Annotated in this window: 23 protein-coding genes and 3 tRNA genes; 9 read left to right on the plus strand and 17 right to left on the minus strand. The window is 61.4% G+C overall.

Annotation, left to right across the window (positions count from 1 at the left end; all coding sequences use genetic code 11):
* Nucleotides 1-11: 11 nt before the first annotated feature.
* Nucleotides 12-1,484, minus strand: a complete 1,473-nt coding sequence (sufB, locus tag VWP12_RS08040; protein WP_410473706.1) for a Fe-S cluster assembly protein SufB — start codon at nucleotides 1,482-1,484, stop codon at nucleotides 12-14.
* A gap of 73 nt (nucleotides 1,485-1,557) precedes the next feature.
* Nucleotides 1,558-2,076: an SUF system Fe-S cluster assembly regulator gene (locus VWP12_RS08045; RefSeq protein ID WP_410473707.1), complete on the minus strand. Its 519-nt coding sequence runs from the start codon at nucleotides 2,074-2,076 to the stop codon at nucleotides 1,558-1,560.
* Nucleotides 2,077-2,329: 253 nt separating this feature from the next.
* Between VWP12_RS08045 and miaB the strand changes: the two genes are divergently transcribed.
* The 8 genes from miaB (at nucleotide 2,330) to VWP12_RS08085 (ending at nucleotide 10,240) form a co-directional block, all read left to right on the plus strand.
* Entirely contained in the window at nucleotides 2,330-3,751 is a 1,422-nt protein-coding gene (gene miaB / locus VWP12_RS08050; protein WP_410473708.1) for a tRNA (N6-isopentenyl adenosine(37)-C2)-methylthiotransferase MiaB, read from the plus strand.
* Entirely contained in the window at nucleotides 3,751-4,719 is a 969-nt protein-coding gene (locus VWP12_RS08055; protein ID WP_410473709.1) for a PhoH family protein, read from the plus strand. Before miaB ends, VWP12_RS08055 begins: the two co-directional genes overlap by 1 nt.
* A complete protein-coding gene (gene ybeY, locus VWP12_RS08060; RefSeq protein WP_410473710.1) occupies nucleotides 4,716-5,201 on the plus strand; it encodes an rRNA maturation RNase YbeY in 486 nt (161 codons plus the stop codon). Before VWP12_RS08055 ends, ybeY begins: the two co-directional genes overlap by 4 nt.
* Nucleotides 5,202-5,292: 91 nt before the next feature.
* Nucleotides 5,293-6,195, plus strand: coding sequence for an HlyC/CorC family transporter (locus VWP12_RS08065; protein WP_125199693.1), 903 nt, complete (start codon nucleotides 5,293-5,295; stop codon nucleotides 6,193-6,195).
* Complete coding sequence (gene lnt / locus VWP12_RS08070) at nucleotides 6,170-7,756, plus strand: apolipoprotein N-acyltransferase (protein ID WP_410473711.1); 1,587 nt, start codon at nucleotides 6,170-6,172, stop codon at nucleotides 7,754-7,756. The genes VWP12_RS08065 and lnt overlap by 26 nt, the downstream gene beginning before the upstream one ends.
* 316 nt (nucleotides 7,757-8,072) lie before the next feature.
* The gene (locus VWP12_RS08075) at nucleotides 8,073-8,486 is read left to right on the plus strand and encodes a hypothetical protein (RefSeq protein ID WP_125199129.1); all 414 of its coding nucleotides are present in this window, start codon (nucleotides 8,073-8,075) and stop codon (nucleotides 8,484-8,486) included.
* 380 nt (nucleotides 8,487-8,866) lie between these two features.
* On the plus strand, nucleotides 8,867-9,433 hold the full coding sequence (locus tag VWP12_RS08080; protein WP_410473712.1) for a hypothetical protein: 567 nt from the start codon (nucleotides 8,867-8,869) through the stop codon (nucleotides 9,431-9,433).
* 636 nt (nucleotides 9,434-10,069) lie between these two features.
* Nucleotides 10,070-10,240 (plus strand): HNH endonuclease, encoded by a 171-nt coding sequence (locus VWP12_RS08085; protein ID WP_410473713.1) that lies wholly within the window; start codon nucleotides 10,070-10,072, stop codon nucleotides 10,238-10,240.
* 121 nt (nucleotides 10,241-10,361) lie between these two features.
* On the opposite strand, the gene VWP12_RS08090 is transcribed toward VWP12_RS08085, so the two are convergent.
* The 11 genes from VWP12_RS08090 to VWP12_RS08140 all read right to left on the minus strand — a co-directional run bounded on the left by VWP12_RS08090 (nucleotide 10,362) and on the right by VWP12_RS08140 (nucleotide 19,430).
* Nucleotides 10,362-10,438: transfer RNA gene (locus VWP12_RS08090), tRNA-Met, on the minus strand.
* 82 nt (nucleotides 10,439-10,520) lie between these two features.
* Entirely contained in the window at nucleotides 10,521-11,615 is a 1,095-nt protein-coding gene (gene ychF, locus VWP12_RS08095) for a redox-regulated ATPase YchF (protein WP_125199131.1), read from the minus strand.
* A 71-nt stretch (nucleotides 11,616-11,686) separates the two neighbouring features.
* Entirely contained in the window at nucleotides 11,687-12,271 is a 585-nt protein-coding gene (gene pth, locus VWP12_RS08100) for an aminoacyl-tRNA hydrolase (RefSeq protein ID WP_410473714.1), read from the minus strand.
* 100 nt (nucleotides 12,272-12,371) lie between these two features.
* Nucleotides 12,372-13,028, minus strand: coding sequence for a 50S ribosomal protein L25/general stress protein Ctc (locus VWP12_RS08105; RefSeq protein WP_125199133.1), 657 nt, complete (start codon nucleotides 13,026-13,028; stop codon nucleotides 12,372-12,374).
* A gap of 185 nt (nucleotides 13,029-13,213) precedes the next feature.
* Nucleotides 13,214-14,173, minus strand: a complete 960-nt coding sequence (locus VWP12_RS08110) for a ribose-phosphate diphosphokinase (RefSeq protein WP_125199134.1) — start codon at nucleotides 14,171-14,173, stop codon at nucleotides 13,214-13,216.
* A 17-nt stretch (nucleotides 14,174-14,190) separates the two neighbouring features.
* Nucleotides 14,191-14,267, minus strand: a tRNA-Gln gene (locus VWP12_RS08115).
* 87 nt (nucleotides 14,268-14,354) lie between these two features.
* Entirely contained in the window at nucleotides 14,355-15,266 is a 912-nt protein-coding gene (gene ispE, locus VWP12_RS08120) for a 4-(cytidine 5'-diphospho)-2-C-methyl-D-erythritol kinase (protein WP_410473715.1), read from the minus strand.
* Nucleotides 15,267-15,280: 14 nt separating this feature from the next.
* The gene (gene lolB / locus VWP12_RS08125) at nucleotides 15,281-15,940 is read right to left on the minus strand and encodes a lipoprotein insertase outer membrane protein LolB (protein ID WP_410473716.1); all 660 of its coding nucleotides are present in this window, start codon (nucleotides 15,938-15,940) and stop codon (nucleotides 15,281-15,283) included.
* A gap of 37 nt (nucleotides 15,941-15,977) precedes the next feature.
* Nucleotides 15,978-17,747: a tetratricopeptide repeat protein gene (locus tag VWP12_RS08130; RefSeq protein ID WP_410473717.1), complete on the minus strand. Its 1,770-nt coding sequence runs from the start codon at nucleotides 17,745-17,747 to the stop codon at nucleotides 15,978-15,980.
* Between the two features lie 342 nt (nucleotides 17,748-18,089).
* Nucleotides 18,090-18,749 carry a hypothetical protein gene (locus VWP12_RS08135; RefSeq protein WP_410473718.1) on the minus strand — a complete coding sequence of 220 codons (660 nt, stop codon included), beginning with the start codon at nucleotides 18,747-18,749 and terminating at the stop codon, nucleotides 18,090-18,092.
* Nucleotides 18,750-18,917: 168 nt separating this feature from the next.
* A complete protein-coding gene (locus VWP12_RS08140) occupies nucleotides 18,918-19,430 on the minus strand; it encodes a DUF6231 family protein (RefSeq protein ID WP_410473719.1) in 513 nt (170 codons plus the stop codon).
* A 41-nt stretch (nucleotides 19,431-19,471) separates the two neighbouring features.
* Here VWP12_RS08140 and VWP12_RS08145 point away from each other — a divergent pair.
* Nucleotides 19,472-19,556 (plus strand) — tRNA-Leu (locus VWP12_RS08145).
* Nucleotides 19,557-19,776: 220 nt separating this feature from the next.
* Here the strand turns inward: VWP12_RS08145 and VWP12_RS08150 are convergent.
* From VWP12_RS08150 to leuD, 4 genes are all read right to left on the minus strand, one after another.
* Entirely contained in the window at nucleotides 19,777-22,146 is a 2,370-nt protein-coding gene (locus VWP12_RS08150) for a FimV family protein (protein WP_410473720.1), read from the minus strand.
* 101 nt (nucleotides 22,147-22,247) lie between these two features.
* Entirely contained in the window at nucleotides 22,248-23,270 is a 1,023-nt protein-coding gene (locus tag VWP12_RS08155; protein WP_410473721.1) for an aspartate-semialdehyde dehydrogenase, read from the minus strand.
* Between the two features lie 140 nt (nucleotides 23,271-23,410).
* Nucleotides 23,411-24,466, minus strand: a complete 1,056-nt coding sequence (gene leuB, locus VWP12_RS08160; RefSeq protein WP_410474959.1) for a 3-isopropylmalate dehydrogenase — start codon at nucleotides 24,464-24,466, stop codon at nucleotides 23,411-23,413.
* A gap of 84 nt (nucleotides 24,467-24,550) precedes the next feature.
* On the minus strand, nucleotides 24,551-25,213 hold the full coding sequence (gene leuD / locus VWP12_RS08165; protein WP_410473722.1) for a 3-isopropylmalate dehydratase small subunit: 663 nt from the start codon (nucleotides 25,211-25,213) through the stop codon (nucleotides 24,551-24,553).
* Nucleotides 25,214-25,220 lie beyond the last annotated feature (7 nt).

Raw genomic sequence — 25,220 nt, forward strand, 5'->3', positions numbered from 1 at the left:
AGTTTGTTCGGTTAGCCCACGGACCCTTCGAGGGACACGGCCAGCAGGGCCTGTGCCTCGACGGCGAACTCCATGGGCAGTTCGTTGAATACGTCCTTGCAGAAGCCGCTGACCACCATGTTCATGGCGTCTTCCTCGGACAGGCCACGCGAACGCAGGTAGAACATCTGGTCGTCGCTGACCTTGGAGGTGGTTGCCTCGTGTTCGACCTGGGCGCTGGCGTTCTTGGCCTCGATGTAGGGGAACGTGTGCGCGCCACAGCGATCGCCGATCAGCAGCGAGTCGCACTGGGTGAAGTTGCGGGCGTCCGTCGCGGTCTTGCCGATATGCACGAGACCGCGGTAGGCGTTCTCCGCCCGGCCGGCGGAAATACCCTTGGAGACGATCGTCGAGCGGGTGCGCTTGCCCAGATGGATCATCTTGGTGCCCGAGTCGATCTGCTGGTAGTTGTTCCCCACGGCCACCGAATAGAACTCGCCGACCGAGTCGTCACCCTTGAGCACGCAACTCGGGTATTTCCAGGTGATCGCCGAGCCGGCCTCGACCTGGGTCCAGGTGATCTTGGAGCGATCGCCGCGGCACTCGCCGCGCTTGGTGACGAAGTTGTAGATGCCGCCTTTGCCTTCCTCGTCGCCCGGGTACCAGTTCTGGACGGTGGAGTACTTGATCTCGGCATCGTCGAGAGCGACGAGCTCGACCACGGCCGCGTGCAACTGGTTCTCGTCACGCTGCGGAGCCGTGCAGCCCTCGAGGTAACTCACCGAGGCGCCTTCCTCGGCGATGATCAGCGTCCGCTCGAACTGGCCGGTGTTCTTCGCGTTGATGCGGAAGTAAGTGGACAGCTCCATCGGGCACTTCACACCCTTGGGCACGTAGACGAACGAGCCGTCGGAGAACACCGCCGAGTTGAGCGCGGCGAAGTAGTTGTCGCCCTGTGGCACCACGGTGCCGAGATATTTCTTGATCAGCTCGGGATGATTCTCGACCGCCTCGGAGAACGAACAGAAGATCACGCCCGCCTCGGCGAGCTTTTCCTTGAAGGTGGTGGTTACCGAAACGGAGTCGAATACCGCGTCAACTGCCACATTGGCACCTTTCACACCGGCCAGAACGGCACGTTCGTGCAACGGGATGCCAAGTTTCTCGTAGGTTTCCAGGAGTTTCGGATCGACGTCGTCCAGCGATTCCGGCGCGTCGGCGTCGAGCTCTTCCTGGGACTTCGGCGCGGCGTAGTAGGAAAGCGCCTGGTAGTCGATCTTCGGGTAGTGGACGTGTGCCCACTCCGGCTCTTTCATGGTCTGCCAATGGCGGAAGGCCGAAAGACGCCATTCGAGCATGAACTCGGGCTCATGCTTCTTCGCCGAGATCATTCGGACCACGTCTTCATCAAGACCCGGCGGGATGATCTCCTGCTCGATGTCGGTCGTGAAACCGTACTTGTACTCGCGCTGGACGAGCTGTTCGAGTTCCTGTGTTTCGGTCATGTCGTTATCACCTGGTCGAAGGCTGATGGCCGGTCGGTTGCGCCGCCCGGCGGTGTTCGTGTCTGGAATCCGTTCAGGAGGCGCCGGTCCGGGCGGGCGCCTCGGAATCGGTTACCTCCCCGCCGCGCGACCGCTCGTACCATACGGGCACTTGCGTCGTGATCGCGCTGTCTTTCACCGGCCGCGTCATGTCGGCCAGGGTGGTGGCGTCCAACAGCGCGTGTACGCCGCGGTTGATCGCCTCCCAGTGGGGGCGGACGGCGCAATCTCCCTGCATCGAGCAATCGTGGTCGGGGCGGAAGCAGTCGGTCATCGCGATCGGCCCGTCGATGGCCTCGATGATTTCAGCAAGCGTGATCTTGTCGGCCGGACGAGCGAGAAAATAGCCGCCGCTGCGCCCTTGACGGGATTGCACGATGCCCTCGCCGTTGAGCAGCTTGAGCAACTTCCCTACCGTCGGCATGTTGATGCCGGTGCGCTCGGCCAGTGCCCGGGCGTTGGCGCGCTGTTCGCTGGGTTTCTCGCGCGGATCACCGGCCAATGCCGTCAGGAGCACGATGGCGTAATCGCTCAGTCGGCTGATCTTCAACATGCCTGCCTCCGCGGGTAGCGGTCCGATGTCCCCGATTGCCAGCGGCATACACGGCGCCGCAGGCAACGGAATAAGTCCGTTAAAAGTACTAAAACGGTACGATTTAATCAAGCCACGCGGTCGATCGTGTCACGGCGTGAGTTCAGCGTCGCACTGATCGGGCTTAAGCCTTTGTCTCGGCTTCGATTTGGTAGCGATTTCTGCTATCTTTCGCCCCCTTTCCCCACGCCGGAATGACGAGGAATTCGTTGACGTGACGACCACAGCCACCGACAAGACATCCGTGCCCACCGATGGTGCCGGCAAGCGGCTCTACATCAAGACATGGGGCTGCCAGATGAACGAGTACGATTCGGCGAAGATGGCCGACGTGCTTGGCGTGTCCAGCGGCTTTGAACCGGTTGCCGACCCGGCCGATGCCGACGTGATCCTTCTTAACACCTGCTCGATCCGCGAAAAGGCCCAGGAAAAGGTGTTCTCCCAGCTAGGCCAGTGGCGCCCGCTAAAGGAGAAGAACCCGGACCTGATCATCGGCGTGGGCGGCTGTGTCGCGAGTCAGGAAGGCGATGCACTGCGCGAGCGCGCGCCATACGTCGATATCGTCTTCGGTCCGCAGACACTGCACCGTTTGCCGGAGATGGTGGCGGTGGTCGAGGCCGAGCGCAAACCGGTGGTCGACATTTCCTTCCCGGAAATCGAGAAGTTCGACAACCTGCCGGACCCGCGCGCCGACGGCCCGGTCGCGTTCGTCTCGATCATGGAAGGTTGCTCGAAGTACTGCACCTTCTGCGTGGTGCCCTACACCCGGGGCGAGGAAATTTCCCGGCCGTTCGACGATGTCGTGGCCGAGGTCGCGGATCTCGCCGAGCAGGGCGTACGCGAAGTCAACCTGCTCGGGCAGAACGTCAACGCCTTTCAGGGGCCGATGCATGACGGGCAGATCGCCGATCTCGCGCTGCTGATCGAGGTGATCGCCCAGATCGACGGCATCGACCGCATCCGTTTCACGACCTCTCATCCGGTGGAATTCACCGATCGCCTGATCGAGGCCTACCGCAACCTGCCGGAACTGGCGAGCTTCCTGCACCTGCCGGTCCAGTCGGGTTCGGATCGGGTGCTCGCCCTCATGAAGCGCGGTCACACCGCCATGGAATACAAGTCGAAGATCCGCAAGCTGCGCGAGGCGCGTCCGGGCATCTCGATTTCCTCGGATTTTATCGTCGGCTTCCCCGGCGAAACGGACGACGACTTCGAGCGGACCATGAAGCTGATCGAGGACATCGGCTTCGATCATTCCTTCTCATTTATCTACAGCGCGCGCCCGGGCACGCCGGCCTCCAACCTGCCGGACGACCAGCCCGAGGACGTCAAGAAGGCCCGCCTCAAGCGCCTGCAGTCACGCATTACCGAGTTCGAGCAGGAGATTTCCCGTTCGATGCTTGGCAGCACGCAGACCGTGCTGGTGCAGGGACCGTCGAAGAAAGATCCCAACGAACTGATGGGCAAGACCGAGAACAATCGCAGCGTGATCTTCCGCGGTCGTCCCGGTCTCGTGGGGCTGTTCGTGGATCTCGAGATCACGCAGGTCAACCCCAACTCGCTGCGCGGCGAGTTCATTGACATCCACCCCACGGATCGTGAGCGGGCCAAGGCGCGCAACCTGGTGGCTGCCTGATGAAAGAAGCGAACGCGCAACGTCTCGAATTTGCCCTCGAGCCGGCCGACAACGAGCGGCTTGCCAATCTTGCGGGTACCTTCGACGAGCACCTGCGCATGATCGAGCGCCGCCTGGGCGTGGAGATCAATCATCGGGGCAACCTGTTCGCGGTGATCGGCCCGTCGGCCGTCGCCGACCAGGTCGAAACCCTGCTCGCCGATCTCTACAAGCTCAGTGAAAGCCAGATCATCGACCCGGAACGCGTCAATCTCGGCATGCAGGAGGCCGGCATGGAGGAAGCGCCGCCTCCGCCGGGTGACGAGGTGATGATCAAGACCCTGCGCGGCATCGTCCGTGGCCGTGGCAACCGCCAGGTGCAGTACCTCAAGGCAATCCGCGAGTCGGACCTGAACTTCGGTATCGGCCCGGCCGGCACCGGCAAGACCTATCTGGCCGTGGCCAGTGCCATCGATGCCTTCGAACGCGGGCAGGTTCAGCGGATCGTGCTGGTGCGCCCGGCCGTCGAGGCGGGTGAGAAGCTGGGCTTTCTGCCCGGCGATCTGGCGCAAAAGATCGATCCTTACCTGCGGCCGATGTACGACGCGCTCTACGAGATGATGGGCTTCGACAAGGTCAATCGCCTGATCGAACGCAGCGTTATCGAGGTCGCGCCGCTGGCCTTCATGCGCGGTCGTACCCTCAACGAGTCGTTCGTGATTCTCGACGAGGCGCAGAACACCAGCATCGAACAGATGAAGATGTTCCTCACCCGGATCGGTTTCGGCACCTCCGCGGTGGTCACCGGCGACATCACCCAGGTCGACCTGCCCAAGGGGGTGACCTCGGGGCTGCGTCACGCGATCGACATGCTTAGCGAGGTGGAAGGCGTGCAGTTCACCTTCTTCCAGAGCCGCGACGTGGTGCGTCACCCGCTGGTCAAGCGCATCATCGATGCCTACGAAAGCCGGGAACGGGCGACCGATTGAACGTCCCCGTTTCAATCGACCGACAGCGCGCCTGCCAGGCACGATGCCCGTCCCGGGAGACGCTGGCGCGCTGGGTCGCGCGGACGCTCGACGAGCTGGGCGCGCAGGGACCGGGGGCGGGCGAGGTGACGGTACGTTACGTCGAACCCGGGGAGAGCCGCGAGCTGAACGCGCAGTTTCGCCACAAGGATCGGCCGACCAACGTGCTGTCGTTCCCGGCCGCGGATGAACCGGGCGAGCTGATGAAGCTGCCCGGGGCCGATCGTCCGTATCTGGGGGACCTCGTCATCTGCCCGGCGATCGTCGAGCGCGAGGCGGCCGAGCAGGGCAAGAGTCGGCGCTCGCATCACGCCCACATGGCGGTTCATGGGATTTTGCACCTGTTGGGCTATGATCACCTCACCGATGAGGAGGCCGAGCAAATGGAATCGATCGAGATTCGTGTGCTCGCCTCGCTGGGTTACCCCGATCCCTATACCTGACTCGCCACCGTTTCGACCTGTGAAAGCGCATTGCGAGTCGATCCGATCCATTTGATTATTCTCACCTTTGTCCCTTCTGAAAAAGAGCCCCATGGAAGACGAACCTCCTAGTACGGACTCGCCGCGCGGGTCCCTGTTGCAACGCCTCAAGCAACGCATCTGTCCCTGTGAAATCCGGTCGGTCGACCAGATGAAGTCCCTGGTCCGTCAGGCGACGGAAACCGAGGTGTTTCCCGTTTCGACCGGGGGGCTGATCGACTCGGTGCTGGATTTCCACGACCTGCGCGTGCGCGACGTCATGGTGCCGCGCGGTCAGATGGACGTGATCGAGGAGGGCACCACGCTCCCCGAACTGCTCTCGGCAGCGATCGAGACCGGGCATTCCCGTTACCCGGTGATACGCACCAACCGTGACGAGGTGATCGGGATTCTGCTGGTCAAGGAGCTGCTGCGGTTCTTCGCCAACTCGCAGGAAGCCGGCGGCGAGTCGAGTTTCGATCTGCTCGACTTGGTCCGCACGCCGATGTTCGTGCCCGAGAGCAAGCGTCTGGACGCGCTGCTGGCCGAATTCCGCCTGACCCGCACCCACATGGCCATCGTGCTCGACGAATTTGGTGGCGTGGCCGGTCTGGTCACCATCGAGGACGTGCTCGAGGAGATCGTCGGTGACATCGACGACGAGTTCGACGTCGAGGAACGGGTAAACATCCGCCAACAGGCGCCACGGCGCCACACGGTGCGGGCGTTGACGCCGATCGGTGAGTTCAACGAGGTGTTCGACACCGACTTTTCCGACGATGAGTACGACACCATTGGTGGGCTGGTCTCTAACACGCTGGGGCATCTGCCACGCCGCGGCGAAGTGGCTCGTCTGGGTGAGTACGAGTTCAAGGTGCTGGGCGCCGATCGTCGCCGGCTCCACTTGCTGCTGGTGACCAAGCTCGATTTCGAACCGAGTGAGGAAGCGGATGGCTCGCCAGCCGAAGAAACCTGATTCGAAAAACAGTGATTTCCGTGCCACCGAGCACAAGGGGCCGGCCTCGCTGAACGGCTGGGTCGGCAGCCTGGTCGCTCTGCTTGCGGGCGCCACCCTGGTGCTCGCATTCGCTCCATTCGCATTCTGGCCGGCAGCGGTTATCGCGCCGGCCATTTTGTTCGCCCTGATCCGTCGCTGTGGACCCGGGCGTGCCTTGCGACTCGGCTGGTGGTTCGGTCTGGGTCAATTCGGGCTGGGTGTCAGCTGGGTCTACGAGAGCTTTACCCTGTTTGGCGGCATCGTCGCCCCGCTGGCCGTCATGGTGACCGCGCTGTTTGTCATGGGGCTGGCTGTTTACCCAGCGGTGGCGGCATGGCTGGCCGTGCGCATTACCCCCCGCGCCGACTGGCCGAGCCGGGCGGCGGCGTTCGTGGCGAGTTGGGTGCTGATCGAGGCGTTGCGCGCTTGGCTTTTCGGCGGTTTCCCCTGGCTCAACCTCGGGATCAGCCAAGTGGACGGTCCCCTGATTGGCTGGTTGCCCGTGATTGGGGAATACGGCATCACCGCCATCCTGCTTACGCTCGCTATCATTCTCTGGCGGCTGAGCAACCGCGTATCGAAACATGGGCCGGATTGGCGTCGCTGGCTGGGTCCGGTCGGGCTGCTTGTTTTTGTCCCGCTTGCCTCGTTGCCGCTGCATTCCCTGGAATGGTCTGAGCCAACGGGTCAATCCCTGAGCATTGGGGTGGTGCAGGGCAATATCGCGCAGATGCAGAAATTCGACCCGGAATTCTTCCAGCGCACCCTGTCGATTTACCGGGACCTGACCGACTCGTTACCTGAGGTCGATCTCGTTCTATGGCCCGAAACTGCCATTCCACGAGTGATCGATGATCTCCCCGATCTGCGTGCCGAGCTTGATGCACTCGCTCGGGACCGTGATTTTTCGTTGCTGGCCGGCACATTCGAGCGTGACGAGACAGGGCGCTATTACAACTCGCTGCTCGGTTTTCCCGATTCGGTCGGCGGATACCGAAAGCGGCACCTGGTGCCATTCGGTGAGTATTTCCCACTGCGCGGATTGATCGAGCGCATGCCGTGGCTGTTCCAGGTGCCCATGTCGGATCTGAGCCCGGGCGGGGCAGATCAGCCCCCTCTGCGGGTAGGCGAACTGACATTGGGTGCCTCGATTTGTTTCGAGGCCGACTTTTCCCGCGATATCCGCGCGAGTATCCCGAGCGCGGATATTCTGGTGACGGTATCCAATGACTCATGGTTCGGTGACAGCTTTTCACCGCATCAGCACCTGCAGATGGCGCGGGCGCGGGCAATCGAGTTTCGTCGGCCGATGATTCGCGCCACGAACACCGGCATATCGGCCGTGATCGACGCCGATGGCCAGGTACGTGAAACCCTGGGTACCGGAAAGCAAGGCATCCTCGTGGCCGATGTCACACCGCGCCGGGGCGCGACACCCGTGGCGCATTGGGGCGCCTGGCCCACGCTTGCCGCCATGCTCGTCGTGTTGATCCTTGCCGGCTGGTTCGCTTGGCGACGGCGGAGCAATCAGTCGGGCTGAATCGGAACAAGAGTTGAAGAACTCCTGACGCCGGAAAACGAAAACCCCGCCTTTGAAGCGGGGTTTTCTGATATGGACATGCCGATATCGCACCTGGTGGCTATGGGTGCCATCGAAAATACGGCCACAGACCGCAACGCAACGCGGTTTGTGTCAGTGTGGACCATTCCGCCTCCCACTCTGGTCCCCACCTTTGCGGCCGGTTGCAAGCAAATCACAGGGGGACAATCTGACATGACAGCCAAGGCAATGACAGCAACGGGCCACGGACAGTCCGCCCGATTCAAGACAGCCGCCAGCCGGGTAGGGGGGCAGCATGATGGCCTGGGAAAAGCTTTCCCCGACTCCGGCGGACATTCCGCAGCTTGTAGCTCACGCTGAGGGCGTCCGGTATGACTTCAGATCAAAGAAGTGGGTAGGCGACCTCTCGAAAGAGACAGCCCGCGCCACCCTTAAGGCCCTGGTATTCGCGGCCGATGATCTAACGCGCTCGATCCCGGCGGTTGTACAGGTGACCGATGACGCATCATCACAGCGCGAAACGGAAAGCGCGCCCCGGTCTACGTCCGACTACGCCTCGTGGTTAGGGGACGCTCTAATAGCACGCGACCAGGTGGCGACCACGATCACCAGCGCGGCCACGCTTGCCGGTCAGGCTACCGGCGCGGCCTATCTGCTCTTTGAGTACGTTGCCAGTGCGCAGGAAGCGGAAAGCCGGAAACAGACCTAGGCATTGCTTCACCAGTGCACCGGCACAGCCCCGCCTGAACAACCGGCGCGGGGTTTTCTCGTTGTACCTGGCGACCCATCCGCCAGCGATGGAACGCGGCACCCTCGTTTTTTGATTTTTCGGACGCAAAAAACGCTACCCGCAGTCGTTCTGCCTCTGGGGTTGGTTGAACTTTTCTGCGCTTAGGCCGTCCATTTATCGCTTGGCTAGTGTCATCCATTTGTCATCTTGTTAGCAGTTAGAAACCAGAATGTAGCTAGGCGATTATTCAGGAATCCGAATACAGTTGGGCGAGTATCTAGGAATCACAATACCGTTATTCGGGTATTTAGAAAACCCGATATAGCTGGGTGAGTATTTAGAAATCACAAAGGTGAATTATGGCAAAACTGACGATCATTGTCGGCGTCGGGGCCTCCGGGAAGTCAACGCTACGTAAGCAGATTTGTGAAAAGACTGGTGCCCGGGGTTTTGAAGACGGGACTGCGGTGCCGCGGGGCAATGACAGACGAAGAGCCGGTCATCGCGCTCTTCCGGAGTTGGTCGCGAGACTGCTCGGGCCATCCGCACAAGATTGTGTGTTGGACGAGTCACATCTCGTGCATGAGAGGTTTCGGAAAGAGTTTCAGCGTTTTTGTGACAAACACCTGCCCGGAGTCGAACAAGAGTGGATTTTCTTTAACAATGACCTGGCTGCCTGCGCAAGTAACGCTTATTTCGACGCTATGAACCATGGGAGGAAAGACGCGAGCCGCTTTCGATCAATATTGGGTCAGAGCAAGAAGTACGTCGTCCCGGAAGTTGGGAGCTATCCCGGCCACGACCAAGTGCTCTCTGTCTATCAACAAGAGAAACCGCAATTTCGGACTGGCGAAGAAGAAAAAGCGCGTAAGTGGTTAAGAGCCGCTATCAAAGCGGTTGAGAATGGTGCGGAGTTCCCAGTTTAGCAGGCCGCCGTTGGGCAGTTGCAATAGACATTCGGACAAAAATAATGAGCAAACATTTATTTGAATATGTTCGCAAAAACTTTTCTCGCCGTTTAACGAAATCTGACGCAGAATTTCGCCAAAGAAACGATGGTGATGATGTAAGGAAAAAGTTTTACGGAAAATTAAATGAAATCGATTTATCGGGATTTTTAAGCGTAATTTATTGCCTATGTCCGTTGGCAAGTCGGTAGGAGATAATTGGTCAGATAATGAAGGTTGGCTTGTGCCGATTGAATGGACCGTTCTGCCATCGCCGGTTAGACCGAAAACACATATTGGACGCATCGCTCCGTTGCTTCCGGATAAATACACGCCGATACAATCCAACGGCAACGGAAATCAAGGGTGCTACCTTGCGCACACATCGAGAGACCTTGGTTTACTCTTGCTGTCTTTTAATGGACGAGTTGCTCAGCTGGAAGAGCTTGAAGAGGAACTTCAAGAGCAAGAAATCGTGGATCAGATACGGGATTCACCTAGACAGCCCACGGAAAAGAAACAGCTCGTTCGAGCCAGACAGGGCAGGGGGCTTCAGGCTTCGTCTGATGCGGATAGAGCGAAAGTGCAGAGTTACCGGGATGGGAAGACGATAGGTTGCTCGTGACAAGCCACATAAAGCCATGGCGCGACTCTAGCGACCGAGAACGCTTAGATGGTGACAATGGGCTGTTCCTGGCTTCACATGTCGGTCGGCTATTTGATCAGGGACTGAGAAGAAAGAGCCTTCCATATGGAAGTGAGGCGGGTAACAATTGTTTGAGGTGAGAGGCGCAGCATTCCTGATAAGTTGCGTCTCTTTTGTCGTTACCATGCCCTTCGGGTGGCCTACCGAGCAATAAAAAAGGCCTAGGTGTTCACGGAGAACGACCTAAGCCTTTGATAATGCTGGTGGCTATGGGTGGATTCGAACCACCGACTCCGGCATTATGAGTGCCGTGCTCTAACCAGCTGAGCTACATAGCCAAGCGAGGCGCGCATTATCGGGATTCCCCGACGGGTTGTCAACCCTGTCCGCGCGCCTTTTCACGCGGAATTCGACCTCCGTTCAGACGTTGAAGCGGAAGTGCACGATATCCCCTTCGTGCATGACGTAATCCTTGCCTTCCAGGCGCCATTTGCCGGCTTCCTTGGCCCCTTGCTCGCCACCACCGGCGACGAAATCGTCGTAGGCAACCACCTCGGCGCGGATGAACCCCTTCTCGAAGTCAGTGTGGATCACGCCGGCCGCCTGCGGGGCAGTCATGCCGCGCTTGATTGTCCAGGCACGCACCTCTTTCACGCCGGCAGTGAAGTAGGTCTGCAGGCCGAGCAGGTCGTAGCCGGCGCGGATCACGCGATCGAGCCCCGGTTCCTCGAGGCCCATTTCCTCGAGGAACATGGCCTTGTCCTCGCCCTCGAGGTCGATGAGCTCGGCCTCGGTGGTCGCGCACACGGGTACCACCGTCGCGTCCTCGCGCGCGGCAAGCTCGCGCACCTGGTCGAGGAAGGGGTTGTTCTCGAACCCGTTCTCGTCGACGTTGGCGATGAACATCAGCGGCTTGGCGGTGAGCAGGTGGAGGTCGTGGAGCAGGGCGAGCTTGTCGGCCTCCAGCTTCATGGAACGGACCGAGTGACCCTCGTCGAGCACCTCGGCCACCTGTTTGACCAGCTCGAGCTTCGCCGCGGCGTCCTTGTTCTGGCCGGACTTGGTCTGCTTGGTCAGCCGCTCGACCGCCTTCTGCACGGTGTCGAGGTCGGCGAGCGCCAGCTCGGTGTTGATGACCTCGATGTCGGCGGCCGGGTCGACCTTGCCGGCCACGTGAATCACGTCGTCATTGGCAAAGCAGCGCACGACCTGCACGATCGCATCGGTCTCGCGGATGTTCGCGAGGAACTGGTTGCCCAGACCTTCGCCCTTGGAGGCGCCGGCGACCAGCCCGGCAATGTCGACGAACTCCATGCTGGTCGGGATGACCCGCTCGGGCTTGACGATCTCGGCGAGCGTGTCGAGGCGCGGGTCCGGCACCGCCACCACGCCGACGTTCGGCTCAATGGTGCAGAACGGGTAGTTGGCGGCCTGGATGCCGGCCTTGGTCAGTGCATTGAACAGGGTGGACTTGCCGACGTTGGGCAGGCCCACGATGCCACAGTTGAAACCCATAGGGACTCCGTTGATTCAGTGTCTAGGCGCGGCCGGGCAGGGCGGTCGCGGAATGTGTGCGTGTTGCCCTCTCAGGAGGACGGCCGATAGCTGTTGATGGCCTGCATCAATGCCGGTTCGTCGGCACGGATCAGGTCGGGCGCCAGGTGACGGATTTCGATCACGGCGTCGTCGATCAGCCGGCGTTCTCCGGGCGGGGCGCTGGTGAGCACGTAGCCGACCACGGCGTCGCGGTGACCCGGATGCCCCACGCCGATACGCAGGCGCCAGAAATTCGCGCTGCCCAGGGCCGCCTGGATGTCCTTGAGGCCATTGTGACCGCCGTGACCGCCGCCGCACTTCAGGCGTAGGCGGCCTGGCGGCAGGTCGAGTTCATCGTGGATCACGAGGATCTCTTCCGGGGCGATCTTGAAGAACTGCGCCAGCGGTCCGACCGACTGGCCCGAGCGGTTCATGAACGTGTCCGGGCGCAGCAGCCGCAGGTCAACCCCGTCGACCATCACCCGGGTAACCGCGCCCTTGAATTTCCGCTCCTCGGCCCAGTGGCCGCCCAGCGTCGCCGCAATCGCATCCACGGCCCAGAAGCCGGCGTTGTGACGCGTGTTGTCGTACTTCTGCCCGGGATTACCCAGTCCCACGATCAGCTTGATACTCATGGGCGCGGATTATCGCATAGCTGATTGCACCCATACCCGGACCGAAATGAAAAAACCCCGATCGATTGATCGGGGTTTTTCGGACATCGGCTGGGGAAGATCAGGCTTCTTCTTCGCCTTTCTCTTCCTCGCCACCGGTTTCGGGCTGCTCTTCCTCTTCCGGCTCCTTCTCCACCTTCGGCGGGTGGATGGCGACGACGGCAACATCGTGACCTTCACCCAGCGCGAGTTCCGGAATGGCAATGCCTTCCGGCAGCTTGATCTCGGAGAGGTGGATGGACTCGTTGACGTCCAGGTCGGCCAGATCGATGGTCAGGTACTCCGGCAGCTGACGCGGCAGGCACTCGATCTCGATCTCGTTGTGGATGACGCTGATTACGCCACCGGCCTTGGCGCCCTTACTCTCTTCGCGGTTCTCGAAGTGCAGCGGGACGTGCATGCGCATCTTCTGACCACGGGTGATGCGCTGGAAGTCAGCGTGCAGCACGACGGTGGTCTTGTACGGGTGACGATGCAGGTCACGCAGGACCACCTCGTCGGTCTCGCCACCGACATTGAGCTCGAGGATATGCGAGAAGAACGCCTCGTGGTCGAGGTGCTTCAGGAGCTCGTTGTGATTGATGGTCAGCGAGACCGGCGGCTTCTTGCCACCGTAGACGATTGCCGGGATGTTCCCTTCGCGACGCAGGCGGCGGCTCGCACCCTTCCCCAGGTCATCGCGAACGGACGCTTCAATCTTGAAAGTTTCTTGAGACATGATTGGGTCCACTCCAGAAATAAAAACCGCCGGGGCGACGATTGTCCGGCTCCCGGCGTCTGATGTACGGCTGCGGCCCGCGACCAAGCCACAACCGACGCGCGCCACTCGATCAATCGAGTGGCGCGCGAATTGTACAGGGAAAGCCGTTCGGGAGGAAGGGTAGAGGGGCTTTCTTTGCCTGGTCAGTCGTCGTTGTAGAGCGAGCTGACCGATTCGTCGGTGTGAATGCGGCGAATCGTCTCGGCAAGCATGCCGGCGACCGATAGCACCCGGATGCGCTCACAGGCCTCGGCCTCGGGTTTCAGCGGCACGGTGTCGGTCACCACCAGCTCGTCGAGGGACGATGCCTCGATGTTGCTGATCGCGTTGCCCGAGAGGATGGCGTGGGTAGAGTAGGCCACCACCTTGCGGGCACCGTGCTTCTTGAGTGCATCGGCCGCCTTGCAGAGCGTGCCGGCGGTGTCGACCATGTCGTCGACCAGCACGCAGGTCTTGCCCTTGACCTCGCCGATGATGTGCATCACCTGGGAGACGTTGGCGCGCGGACGGCGCTTGTCGATAATGGCGAGATCCGCATCGTCGAGGCGCTTGGCAACGGCCCGAGCGCGGACTACGCCACCGACGTCCGGGGAGACGACGATCAGGTCTTCGTATTTCTGCCGCCAGATGTCACCCAGCAGGATAGGGGAGGCGTAAACGTTATCCACCGGGATGTCGAAGAAACCCTGGATCTGGTCGGCGTGCAGGTCGACGGTCAGGATGCGATCCACGCCGCCGCTCTGCAGCATGTTGGCCACAACCTTCGCGCTGATCGGCACGCGAGACGAGCGGACGCGACGGTCCTGGCGGGAGTAGCCGAAGTAGGGGACGACCGCGGTGATGCGGTGAGCCGAGGCCCGACGCAGCGCGTCGGTCATCAGCATGAGCTCCATGACGTGTTCGTTCGTCGGATCGCAGGTCGGCTGGATGACGAAGATGTCGCGACCGCGGACGTTTTCCAGGAGCTCGACGGCGGATTCACCGTCCGAGAAGTGCGCTACCGATGCCTGTCCGAGTTGGCTATCCAGGCTTTCCGCAACCCGTTCGGCCAATGGCCGATTCGCGTTGCCCGTGAAGACCATCAAGGAGCGTGTTAGTGACATCGGTCTCGCCGGTTATTTGGCTGGGCCGGCAGGATTCGAACCTGCGAATGCCGGAATCAAAATCCGGTGCCTTAACCAACTTGGCGACGGCCCATTCGAAAGAGGTGCGCATCTTAACCAAGCCATCCGGGTTTGCCAAGGGCTGGTGCCGGTTTTTTTCCCTTTTCGCTTGGTTAGCGATCTAAGGCGCTGATTTGGCGTGACCGCCCCCTGATGAGACGAAATACCGTCGCAGGATCTCGTGCCTCCTGACCAGATGATCGCCGATCCGCTGGCCCTCGTTTTCGGAGGAAACCGGTGCAAACAGGCACGCCCCCGAGCCTGTCATGCGCGCAAATCCCGCTTCGGTTTCCAGGTCGGCAAGCAAGGTGGCCAGTTGCGGCTGCTGAGCCAGCACCAGTGGTTCGAACACGTTTTGCCCCTTGTCACGCCAGTGATCAAGCAGCTCGGCATCCGGTTGCTTCGGCAGGGCGCGCTCCAATCGCTCATCGGCGAACAGGCCCGCGGTCGGCGAGGAGATACGGGGCACGAGCACCAGGTAGATCCCGCTGGTGTCACGCGCCACGCCAGGATGCAATTGCTCGCCGATGCCGTGCGCCGTGGCGCTGTCACCATGCACGAAGACCGGCACGTCGGCGCCAAGCTCCTTGCCGATTTGGGCGAGGATGTCGACGGGGTAATCGAGACCCCAAGCCTGATTAAGCACCTGCAACAGGCAGGCGGCAGCGGCTGAGCCACCACCTAGTCCGCCACCCACCGGGACATGTTTCTTTAGCGTGACGTGCGCGCCGCGGGGCGCGGTCCCATCGCCGAGTCGATCGTCACGGGCCCGCTCGCGCAACCGGGTGGCGGCCCGGTAGAGCAGATCGTCTTGGGGGACGGCGGGTTGTCCCGTGATCGGCTCGTCACCGGCGACCCATTCCACCCGGATATCGTCGTGAGCGCTGTCGACTAGCAGTTCGTCACCGTAGTCCAGCAGTTCGAAGAAAGTCTGCAACTCGTGATAGCCATCGGCGCGGCGGGCGTTGATGTGCAGGTAGAGGTTGAGCTTGCAGCCGGCACGGAACCAGTGGCCTTCGGTGGCGGGATCCATACTGGGGCAGGGTGTCATCGACGTGACTGTCCGGTATCCCAGGAGTCCACCACGATGCGAATTCGCATGCCTTCGTTGGTCAGCTCGACAAAGTGGGGCAGGGTGAGACGCCCGACATCCTGATAGCGGGCGTATTCCACCTCCCAGCCTTCGTCGATGAAGGTCACCAGCCGGCCCTGGTCGTCAAGGCGGTAATCGCCAGTGGAGAGCGCGGCCAGGGAATCACTCGGCAAACCTCTGAGCCAGCGGGGCAGGGTCGCCAGGGGAATACGCCAACCGGTCTGCTCTTCGAGGAGTGCTTCGGGGTCGTCGGTAACACGCCGATTGCCATTGCCATCGGTAAGGAGCATATGACTTGGTGTCCCGGTCATCGCCAGATGACCGGTGTCAAAGGGACCGCTCAACTCGAGCGAGGTCACCGCGCCAACCTGCGTCCATTCGAGCTGAACGCTCCCACCGGTGACACCGGACCGTACAGCGGCCCGTCCGCCGAACGCCCAGTCGGTCATCGATTCGAGTTCCTTCGAGTGCGATTCCCAGGCCGTCAGTTGTGCCTCGCTGGCAGGCTCGGTCGGCTGTGTGCCAAGTAGTGAGGCGCAGCCGGAAAGCAAGGTGGTGGCAACGAACAGGACGGCAACGCGCAGCGAAGCGGCAGAAGGTGGGATGACTGACATGAAAAAGGACGTCGATTGTTGGTGACGGGGGGACGGCTCACGGTTGACCGTCAGCCGGCATCAGCTCCGGGGCGAATCTCAGCAACGTTTCCAGCAGGGTGCTGTCAGTGGCATCGAGCTCCAGGGCCTCTTGCCACACCTCGAGTGCCTGGTCGCGCTCGCCGTCAGCCCAGAGGACCTCGCCGAGATGCGCACCGATCTCGGCGTTGGGCGCGCGACGGTAGGCGCTTCTCAACGCCTCGAGGGCCGATTGAATCTCGCCCTGACGGTATTTGAGCCAACCCAGGCTGTCGAGGTAGGCCGCGTTGTCCGGGTCGATGTGCAGCGCGCGATCGATCAGATCCTCGGCTTCGTCCAGGTTGCGATTTTCGTCAGCCAGGGTGTAGCCCAGCGCATTGAGTGCCTGGGCGTGCTCGGGGTCACGCTCGATGATCTCGCGCAGCACGCTGATCGCCGAACCGGATTCATCCAGGGCAAACAACGTCATGGACTTTTGCAGACGGAAATCGTTGGCATCCGGCCAGGCATCAAGTGCCTGATCGGCAATCTGTAGGCTCTCCTCGAACTGACCGGTTTCGGACAGTGTCGAGGCGAGTGCGAGCATCAGTTGTTGTTGGTCGGCCTCGTCAATCCCGTCGGAGAGCAGGGCGGTTTCCAACCCGCGGACGGCGGCGTCGCCCTGGCCTTGATCGACACGGGCACCGGCCAGCAGCACCTGGGCATTGGCGTAATGCTCGCTGCGAGCGCTTACCTGCGACAGGGCGGCTTCTGCGCCGCTGAGGTCGGCTTCCTGCAGGGCGACCCGTCCGCGGATCAGGTGAACCACGTCCGACTGGCCGGGCAGGCGTTCGAGCCGATTCAGTGCCTGTTCGGCCAGATCGGGGCGTTCCAGACGAAAGGCGAACAGCGACAGGTTGCGCAACAGCTCGGTATCGTCGGGCCGAGTCTCCAGGGTGCGCTCGAGCAGCGCGAGTGCGGCATCTGTTTGTCCGGCCGCCAACCGTGCCTCGATCAGCCCGCTCGTGTAACGCCCCTTGTCGGGAAACCGGTTGTGCGCCTTTTCGAGCACCCGGATGGCCTGTTCGACGTCACCGTCACGGTTGGCGATCACCATTGCCAGGTCGTAGGCCATGGTCTCGTCGGGGCGCAGAGACATCGCCCGATTGGCGGCCTCGCGCGCCAGCGTCATCTCACCGAAGGACAGCGCGAGCTTGGCGACGACCACCTGGGCCTCGTATTGCTGAGGAAAACGCTCGGCGAGGTGGTGCGTATAGTCCACCGCGCGGTCGCGATCGAGACTTTTCTGCAGGTACTGGCCTGTCTCATTGAAGATCTTCTCGACGTTGCCGGAATCGGATTCCAGCCACTGGTTGAGCGCCCGATCGGCCTGTTCGGTCTCGCCCAGTTCAAGCGAGGAGATCATCATCACCGCGGCGGCGCGGGCATTGTCCGGCGAAAGCTTGCGCAACTGTTCCGCAAGGCTCTGGGCCAGGTCGAATCGGTCGGCGAAGATGGCGGCCTGAATGGCGCGCTCGAGCAGTGCCGGGTCGTTGCTGTTTTGCGCAACCGCCGCGTAGTGGCTCGCTGCCTGATCATAATTCTTGTGGCGACCGTAGAATTCGCCGGCGAGGATGTTGAAAACCGGACTCTGTTCGAACGACTTCAATTCACGGGCGGTAGCGCCGGACTCAGTGGCGCCCACGTTCGATTCAGCCGCGGGTTCATTGGCCGGGCTGATGGAGCAGCCGGCCCCGAGCAAGGCGAGATTCATTCCGAGGAACAATGCAGCGGACGGGATCGGTCGCATGGCGGGCCTGTCGAAACGGTGGATTCATTCGGTCCGAAGAGAGTTCCGACCGACTGGCGACCATTGTAGTGCAACTGCCCGTGGGCATGGCGGCTGCGTGATGGGAATGGTCGAGGGCCAGGACATCCAGAGCGGAAAGGTCATGTCCCAGCCGGCTACGATACTTCGTAGAATATATATTATGTTAAATAGAATGCGAAGGATGGCGCGAGAGACATCTTGTGCTCCTGCTCATCTCACACGGCCACGGTTTTCCAAACCAGAGGTATCCAGCGAATTGCCTGTCGGCCACAAGGAGAAGCACCGCCTCCCCCTGAGTCCGACGAAGCAAGCCCTGGTCGATCAGAATCGGTAAACCAGACCGACCTGCACGACCGGGTAAAGCTTGTAGTCCTCCAGCTCGTCGTTCAGGTCTTTTTCTTCCTGTTCGGCGTACTGGTCAGCGTAAGGCTGTCGAAATGGGTCGCTCGTTTTTACATCGACAGTCGCATCCGGCGCGCCCTGATACATCACGCCGATGTCCGCCCGGAATGACAGCCCCGGCTCGTTGTTCGCACTGCTCCAGCCGATACCGAGGTACGGGGCGACCGGATTAAAGTCTACGTCGGCGGTGATTCTGTCGCCAGGCGCGGCTGGAACGGTGAGCCCTTGGACCTCGTAGCTGTCCTGGTCACCGACAGCGCTGTAACTGTTGTCATTGAAGATTACGCCGCCGGTGACGCGGAAGTAACCGCCGAACGGGTGATAGTCACCCAGGAGGCCGGCATTGCGCAGCTCCAGATCCCCTTCGTACTCGTTTCCGTCGACCGTGAAGGTTTCCGAATAACTGCCGAAGCCCGTTGTTACACGAGCGCGAAATTTGTTCGGCACGATCGTCATGCCCAGTTCGGGGCCGATACCCAGCGTGCCAACATTGACACCCACGTCGAACTCGGCGGCTTGAGCACCAGCGCTGGCCAGCATGACGGTCGGAAGCACGGACGTGAGAACAGCCTTCTTCATACAACACCTCAGTTGGTTGCGGTCGAGCCACGGTGTTTCTCGTTAATCACCGTGGCTTCGTCGACCATGAAAAAAGGCATGGTGCCGGACTGAGGTATTAGGCGCTACGTTATCGGGACATACGTATTTCCGAGATAAGGCCGATGTGGGAATCCGTTGTCACGGGGCTCACCAGCGGTATTTTCCCCAGAGTTCCGGGTTGGCCCAGTTGCGCGAGTTCAGCCAATCGGGCGTGTCCTTGTAACTCTCGATGTTGAACTCATAGAGCGGAGTCTCTGCCTTCAACCGTCGATAGCCCAGTGCGACCATCTGGCGGTCATTGGGACCGCCAACCCGCCCATCACCCAGGTGAACGATGATTCGGCGATTGGCGCGGTCTCGCAGCGCTGCTAGCAGTCCGCCCAGTGTTCCGGACCAGGTAACACTGTCGACAAGGATTTCGACTGCACCCTCACGACCTCGAATCTCGTCCAGGATGGCTTCCTGATCAGTCGGCAACCGCCGCGCGGCTTGTCGCGACGTACCTTGCCCGTCATGAGCAGTAACAACCAGCGTGATTCCGGCCATACCACCATTCACCTTTTCACATGCAATCAATCGGTTGTCCGCCTCAAGCCGCTCATGACGGCCCTTTTCGCTCAGCCGATGAACGTATAGTTCGGGTGTTTTTTTTGCATTCACTGTTGACAGCCCCTCTCAGGATTCCTACTATGCGCCGCGTTGCCCAGGTGGCGGAACTGGTAGACGCGCTAGTTTCAGGTACTAGTGGAGAGATCCGTGGAGGTTCGAGTCCTCTCCTGGGCACCAAATTGCAAGACCGATATGAAGGCCGGTGACTCAAAGAGTTATCGGCCTTTTTCGTTTCTGATCATCTAATCAACCGGTCATCGCCTGACCGGTCAAGTCCGATAGACCGGGGGCGCCCGCCCGTTACCAAACCACGTGCCGAATCAAGACGATAACAAAAAGGCCCACCAAACATCGGTGGGCCTTTTCTTATGGCACCGCGCTCAGCACCGGGGCAATATCAGCCCGCTTGACGTTTCTTCAACTCCTCCAGGCGCTCCAATGCCGCGGTGGCGCCCTCTTCCTGCAACTCGGATTCGATCATGTCGAAGCTCTCCCTATCACCTACGTCCAGGAAGGCCTCGGCCAATCCCACGCGTGTGTCGATGTCGGCTTCATCGTCGGCGGCAGATGAGGTGCGTTCGGCCGCATCCTCGGAAACGGCCTCGGACTCGTCCGGCGCTTCAGCCAACGGGATTTCGCCCAGATCGAGATCCATGCCTTCGTCCTGGTCGAACGAGGCTGCCGGCTCGTCTCGCTCTCCTGCCGGTTCGTAGCCCGACAGATCCAGGTCCAGCGGCTCTGGTTCATTCGTGTCGCTGGCCGGGGTATCGACGCTCGCCGGCGGGACCTCATTTTTGGGCAATTCGAGTTCGTTCGACTCATCCTGTCGACCGGTCTCCTCCACCTGGTCTGCCGGCGACTCTTCCCTACTCGGCGTTTCCAGCGCAAACGAGTCGTCAAAGTCCATCGACCGCTCGTCTTCTAACGTTTCATTGTCCGATTCGGGCGTGGCGAGCATGTCGTCGAGGTCATCGTCCCAGTCCACGTCGGCCGGAGCTTGCTGTTGGTCCGCCTCCCAATCATCGGTCGACTCAACCGTATCGGTTGGCTCCACGGGCTCAGACGAAACGTCGTCGGAGGTCACGCCGCCGGACCCTCCCCTCTCGACCATCGGTGTGGAGTCGTCACTCGGCGGACGGGATTCGTCCCCGGTCTCACCGGCATCAATGCCCTTGAGACGGTTCAATGCCGACTGCAGGCCGCTGTGCCCGGGGTGCTCGGCCAAGCTGTCCTGCAACAGCTCCACCGCCTGGTGGGTCAGGTTGAACGACTCGAGCACCCGCGCCTCTTCCAGCGCCATTTCCGGGTTCATGGGATCGTCCATGCCACTGGCCGACGCTGATTCCTCCGGCGTGTTGTCCGAATTCGCGTACGCCGCACCGGATGCCCCAAACGCCGCAGCTGCAGAGCCGCCCGCGGTCGATGCAGTCGTGCCCATGGGCGCAGGTTCGGCGATCGGATCGCGATCAAGTGATCGCTTGTTCGATGTGTCGGCAGTGACCGGCATCGGCACGCCCGGTTCCTCGTCGCGACGGGTCCGACGCAGGGCGAGTGCGATCAGCAACGCGATGATTACCAGCCCCAATGCGCCGGCGAGGTACTTGCCCCACTCCATCCAGAAATTGCCGGTCGTGCCCTCGGCGTTTTCCAGTTCAGCCCGGGACTGCTCGATGACCTCTTGCAATTCGGCAATCTGGGTATCGCGCTCGTCAACGGCGACCTTGACGGTATCAATCTGATCCTTCAGGGCACGGAGCTGCTCGGTCAAAGCCTCGTTTTCGGCACGGACCGATTCGACTTCCTCCTCGTCCAGCGCCGCCTCGCGGTTGGTCTGCGCGTTGGCCGATGACTGCGTGCCATCGGCGATCGCCGCAAGCGGTTGCTCACGAGTGAGCTCACCGAACCCACCAAGATTCGCGGGCGCAGCAGCTTGCTCACCACCCTCTTCCGGACCCAAAAGCTCAAGCGCAGGCAGTCGATCGGTCACCGTTGACTCGCCCGAAGTCGAGTCGTCTGCGTCCACTTGATCGCTGCTTGTGGCCGATGCGCCGGTGTTCGGCACCCGAAGACGTGCCCCGGCCATAAGGGCGTTGCCGTTGCCGTTGGCGAATGCTTGCGGATTGGCATCAATGATCGCCTGCATCATGGGGCGCACATCGGCGCCATCGGACACGTAATCGCGGGCAATCTCGTAGAGCGTATCGCCGCTTTGGACGTCACGCGTTCCGTCGAGGGAAACGTCTTCGGCCGGCTCAACGCGCTGCCAGCCGGAGGGCGCAGGCGAAGAGCGCGAAGACGATTGCGCCGAAGACGTGGGGGCCGCCGCCTGGCTGGAGGCGGTCACTCCTTCGGAGCGAGCGTCCTGCCCAGAGCCCATCGAAGGCGGATCGAGCAGCAGGTTGTACTCGCGGATCATTCTCCCCTGCGGGGAGTCGACCTCGAGCAGGATACTCAGGATGGGGTCACGAATCGGTCGCTTGGAACCGATCAGGACATAATCCTGACCCCGGTCCGATTCGATGCTGAACGTTAGATTGCCCGTGATGTTTTCCAGCGAGACCCCCGCCTCTCGGTAAAACGAGGGCGGGGCCAGCTTCACGGTGATCTCGTCGAGCGGCTCGTCGCTGGAGCGCGCCAGTGGCACTCGCACATCGAGGGGTTGACTCAAGTACGACTGCACCCGGGCCTCGCCCAGGGTGGCGGCCTGGCTGATCAACGGGGTCCCGGCACCCAGAATCCCCGCAATCACCAAACTCAACTTCCGCATGTCACTCACTCCTTGCTCGTGCCGGTGCGCCGGGTCTCATTGCCCGACTATCGTTCCGGCGCCTTCCTTTAGCCCCATTTCGAGCCCGATTGTGCCACAGATCAGAGGTAGTCGCGCACCAGACATTCGGCAATCTGAACGCTGTTGAGTGCCGCGCCCTTGCGCACGTTGTCGGCAACCACCCACAGGTTGAGGCCGCGCTCGTGCGAGATGTCTTCGCGGATACGGCCGACGTACACCGGGTCGTGCCCTGCCCCTTCGGTGACCGCCGTCGGATAACCACCGTCACGACGCGTATCGAGCACTTCGATCCCCTCGGCATTCTTGAACAGCTCCCACGCCTGCTCGGCGGTGATCTTGTCCCGGGTCTCGATGTGGACGGCTTCGGAATGACCGAAGAACACGGGCACACGGACTGCCGTGGGGTTCACGAGGATCGAGGGGTCCTCGAAGATCTTCTGGGTTTCCCAGACCATCTTCATCTCTTCCTTGGTGTAGCCGTTGTCCTGGAAGACATCGATCTGTGGCAGTGCGTTGAACGCGATCTGCTTCGGATAGACCACGGCATCGGCGTCCTGTCCATTGAGGCGTCGAGCACTTTGGGTCGCCAGCTCCTCGATGGCTTCCTTGCCCGAACCGGAGACGGCCTGGTAGGTGGCAACGTTGATCCGTTCGATACCGACCGCATCGTAGATCGGCTTGAGCGCCACCAGCATCTGGATGGTCGAGCAGTTCGGGTTGGCGATGATGTTGCGCTGGGTGTAGCCGGCGATCGCGTGAGCGTTGACCTCCGGAACGATCAGCGGCACATCATCGTCGTAGCGGAACTCGGAGGTGTTGTCGATCACCACGCACCCGGCCGCGGCGGCCTTGGGCGCATATTCGCGAGAGATGGCCCCGCCCGGCGAGAACAGCCCGATCTGGACCTTGGAGAAATCGAATGTCGCCAGGTCCTCGACCGTCACGAACGAGTTGCCGAAGGCAATCTTCTTGCCGGCGGAGCGCTTTGATGCGAGTGCGTACACCTTGCCGACCGGAAAATTGCGCTCGGCCAGGATGGACAGCATGGTCTCGCCAACGGCACCCGTGGCACCGACGACGGCAACGTCGACCGTCTTACTCATGAAGATTTCTCCTTGCGATTGGAAGTCTGTGTAAACGGTTGTTAGGCGGCGGCCGACAATCAGTCGCCCCCACCTGAATCTGACAGGATGAATCTAGCCTAGCGCATCACGCCGGGCGCACGAAGCGGTCCTTGGGCCCCTCAGGCGTTCAGGGCATCGACGACGGCCTGGCCCATCTCGCTGGTGGATACCTGTGTCATGCCTGCCTGCATGATGTCCGGGGTCCGCAGGCCCTGATCGAGCACGTCGACGCAGGCATTTTCAATCCGTTCGGCCAGATCGCCTCGACCGAAGGAATAGCGCAGCAGCATGGCCGCCGACAGGATGGTCGCCATCGGGTTGGCAACGCCCTTGCCGGTAATATCCGGTGCCGAGCCGTGGCTGGGCTCGTACAGACCCTGCCCCGTCTCGTTGAGCGATGCCGAGGGCAGCATGCCGATCGACCCGGTCAACATCGAGGCCTGGTCGGAGAGGATGTCACCGAACAGGTTCTCGGTGACCATCACGTCGAACTGCTTGGGTGCCCGCACAAGCTGCATGGCGGCATTGTCGACGTACATGTGCGACAGCTCGACGTCCGGGTACTCCGCGGACAGGCGATTCATCACCTCGCGCCAGAGCTCCGAGGTTTCCAAGACGTTGGCCTTGTCCACCGAGCAGAGGCGCTTGTTGCGCTTCTGTGCCGCCTCGAAGGCGACTCGGCCGATACGTTCGATCTCGGCCTCGTTGTAATGCATGGTGTTGAAGCCTTCGCGCTGGCCGTCGACCTCGCGGATACCGCGCGGCTGCCCGAAATAGACCCCGCCGGTCAGCTCGCGGACGATCAGGATGTCCAGACCCGACACCACCTCCGGCTTGAGCGAGGAGGCATCCGCCAGGGCGCTGTACAGCATCGCCGGGCGCAGGTTGGCAAACAGCCCCATCGTCTTGCGGATCGCCAGCAGGCCGCGCTCGGGGCGGAGCGGGCGATCAAGGTTGTCGTATTGCGGGCTGCCGACGGCGCCGAGCAGTACCGCATCGGCCTCGGCGGCCTGCTGCCGGGTGATCTCGGGAAATGGTTCACCTTCGGCGTCATAGGCTGCCCCGCCGATCAGGCCGTCGGTGAACGACAGCTCGAGGTCGCTTCCCTCGACGACCGCCTTGAGCACGTTGACCGCCTGTTCGGTGATCTCCGGGCCGATGCCGTCACCCGGCAGGACGAGAATGTTCTTCTGGCTCACGAGATTATCGATCCTTTTGTGTCTGTTTTCTCAGGAAAATCGCGTCGACAAATCAGCGCGTTATCCGCCGACGTTGCCCCGCAGGTCGTTGAACAACCACGGCGTCTTTTCCTGCTGGGCAAGCTCGTACGCCTTGATCTTGTCGGCGTGCTCCAGGGTCAGCGCGATGTCGTCGAGTCCCTCGATCAGGCAGTGCTTGCGGAAGCTGTCGATCTTGAATTCGTACGTGGACCCATTGGGGGCCTTGACCACCTGATTCGGCAAATCGACCTCGAGCTCAAGGCCCGGGTTCGCCTCGATCGCCTTGAAGATCGCGTCGACCTCTTCCTCTTTCAGGGCAATGGGAAGCAGCCCGTTCTTGAAGCTGTTGTTGAAGAAGATATCGGCAAACGACGGGGCGATCACGGCGCGAAAGCCGAAGTCGGTCAGTGCCCAGACGGCGTGTTCCCGCGATGAGCCGCAGCCGAAGTTCTCGCGCGCCAACAGGATGGTCGCGCGGTCGAATGGCTCGCGGTTGAGCACGAAATCCGGGTTCTTGCGCCGCTGGCTGTGATCCATGCCCGGCTCGCCCGGATCGAGATAACGCCAGTCGTCGAACGCCGTCGGGCCAAAGCCGGTGCGCTTGACCGACTTGAGGTACTGCTTCGGGATGATCGCGTCGGTGTCCACGTTCGAGCGGTCGAGAGGCGCGACGATTCCCTTGTGGGTAGTGAATGCCTGCATGTTTCTG

The organism is Guyparkeria sp. TX1 (assembly GCF_046523965.1).
GTDB lineage: Bacteria > Pseudomonadota > Gammaproteobacteria > Halothiobacillales > Halothiobacillaceae > Guyparkeria.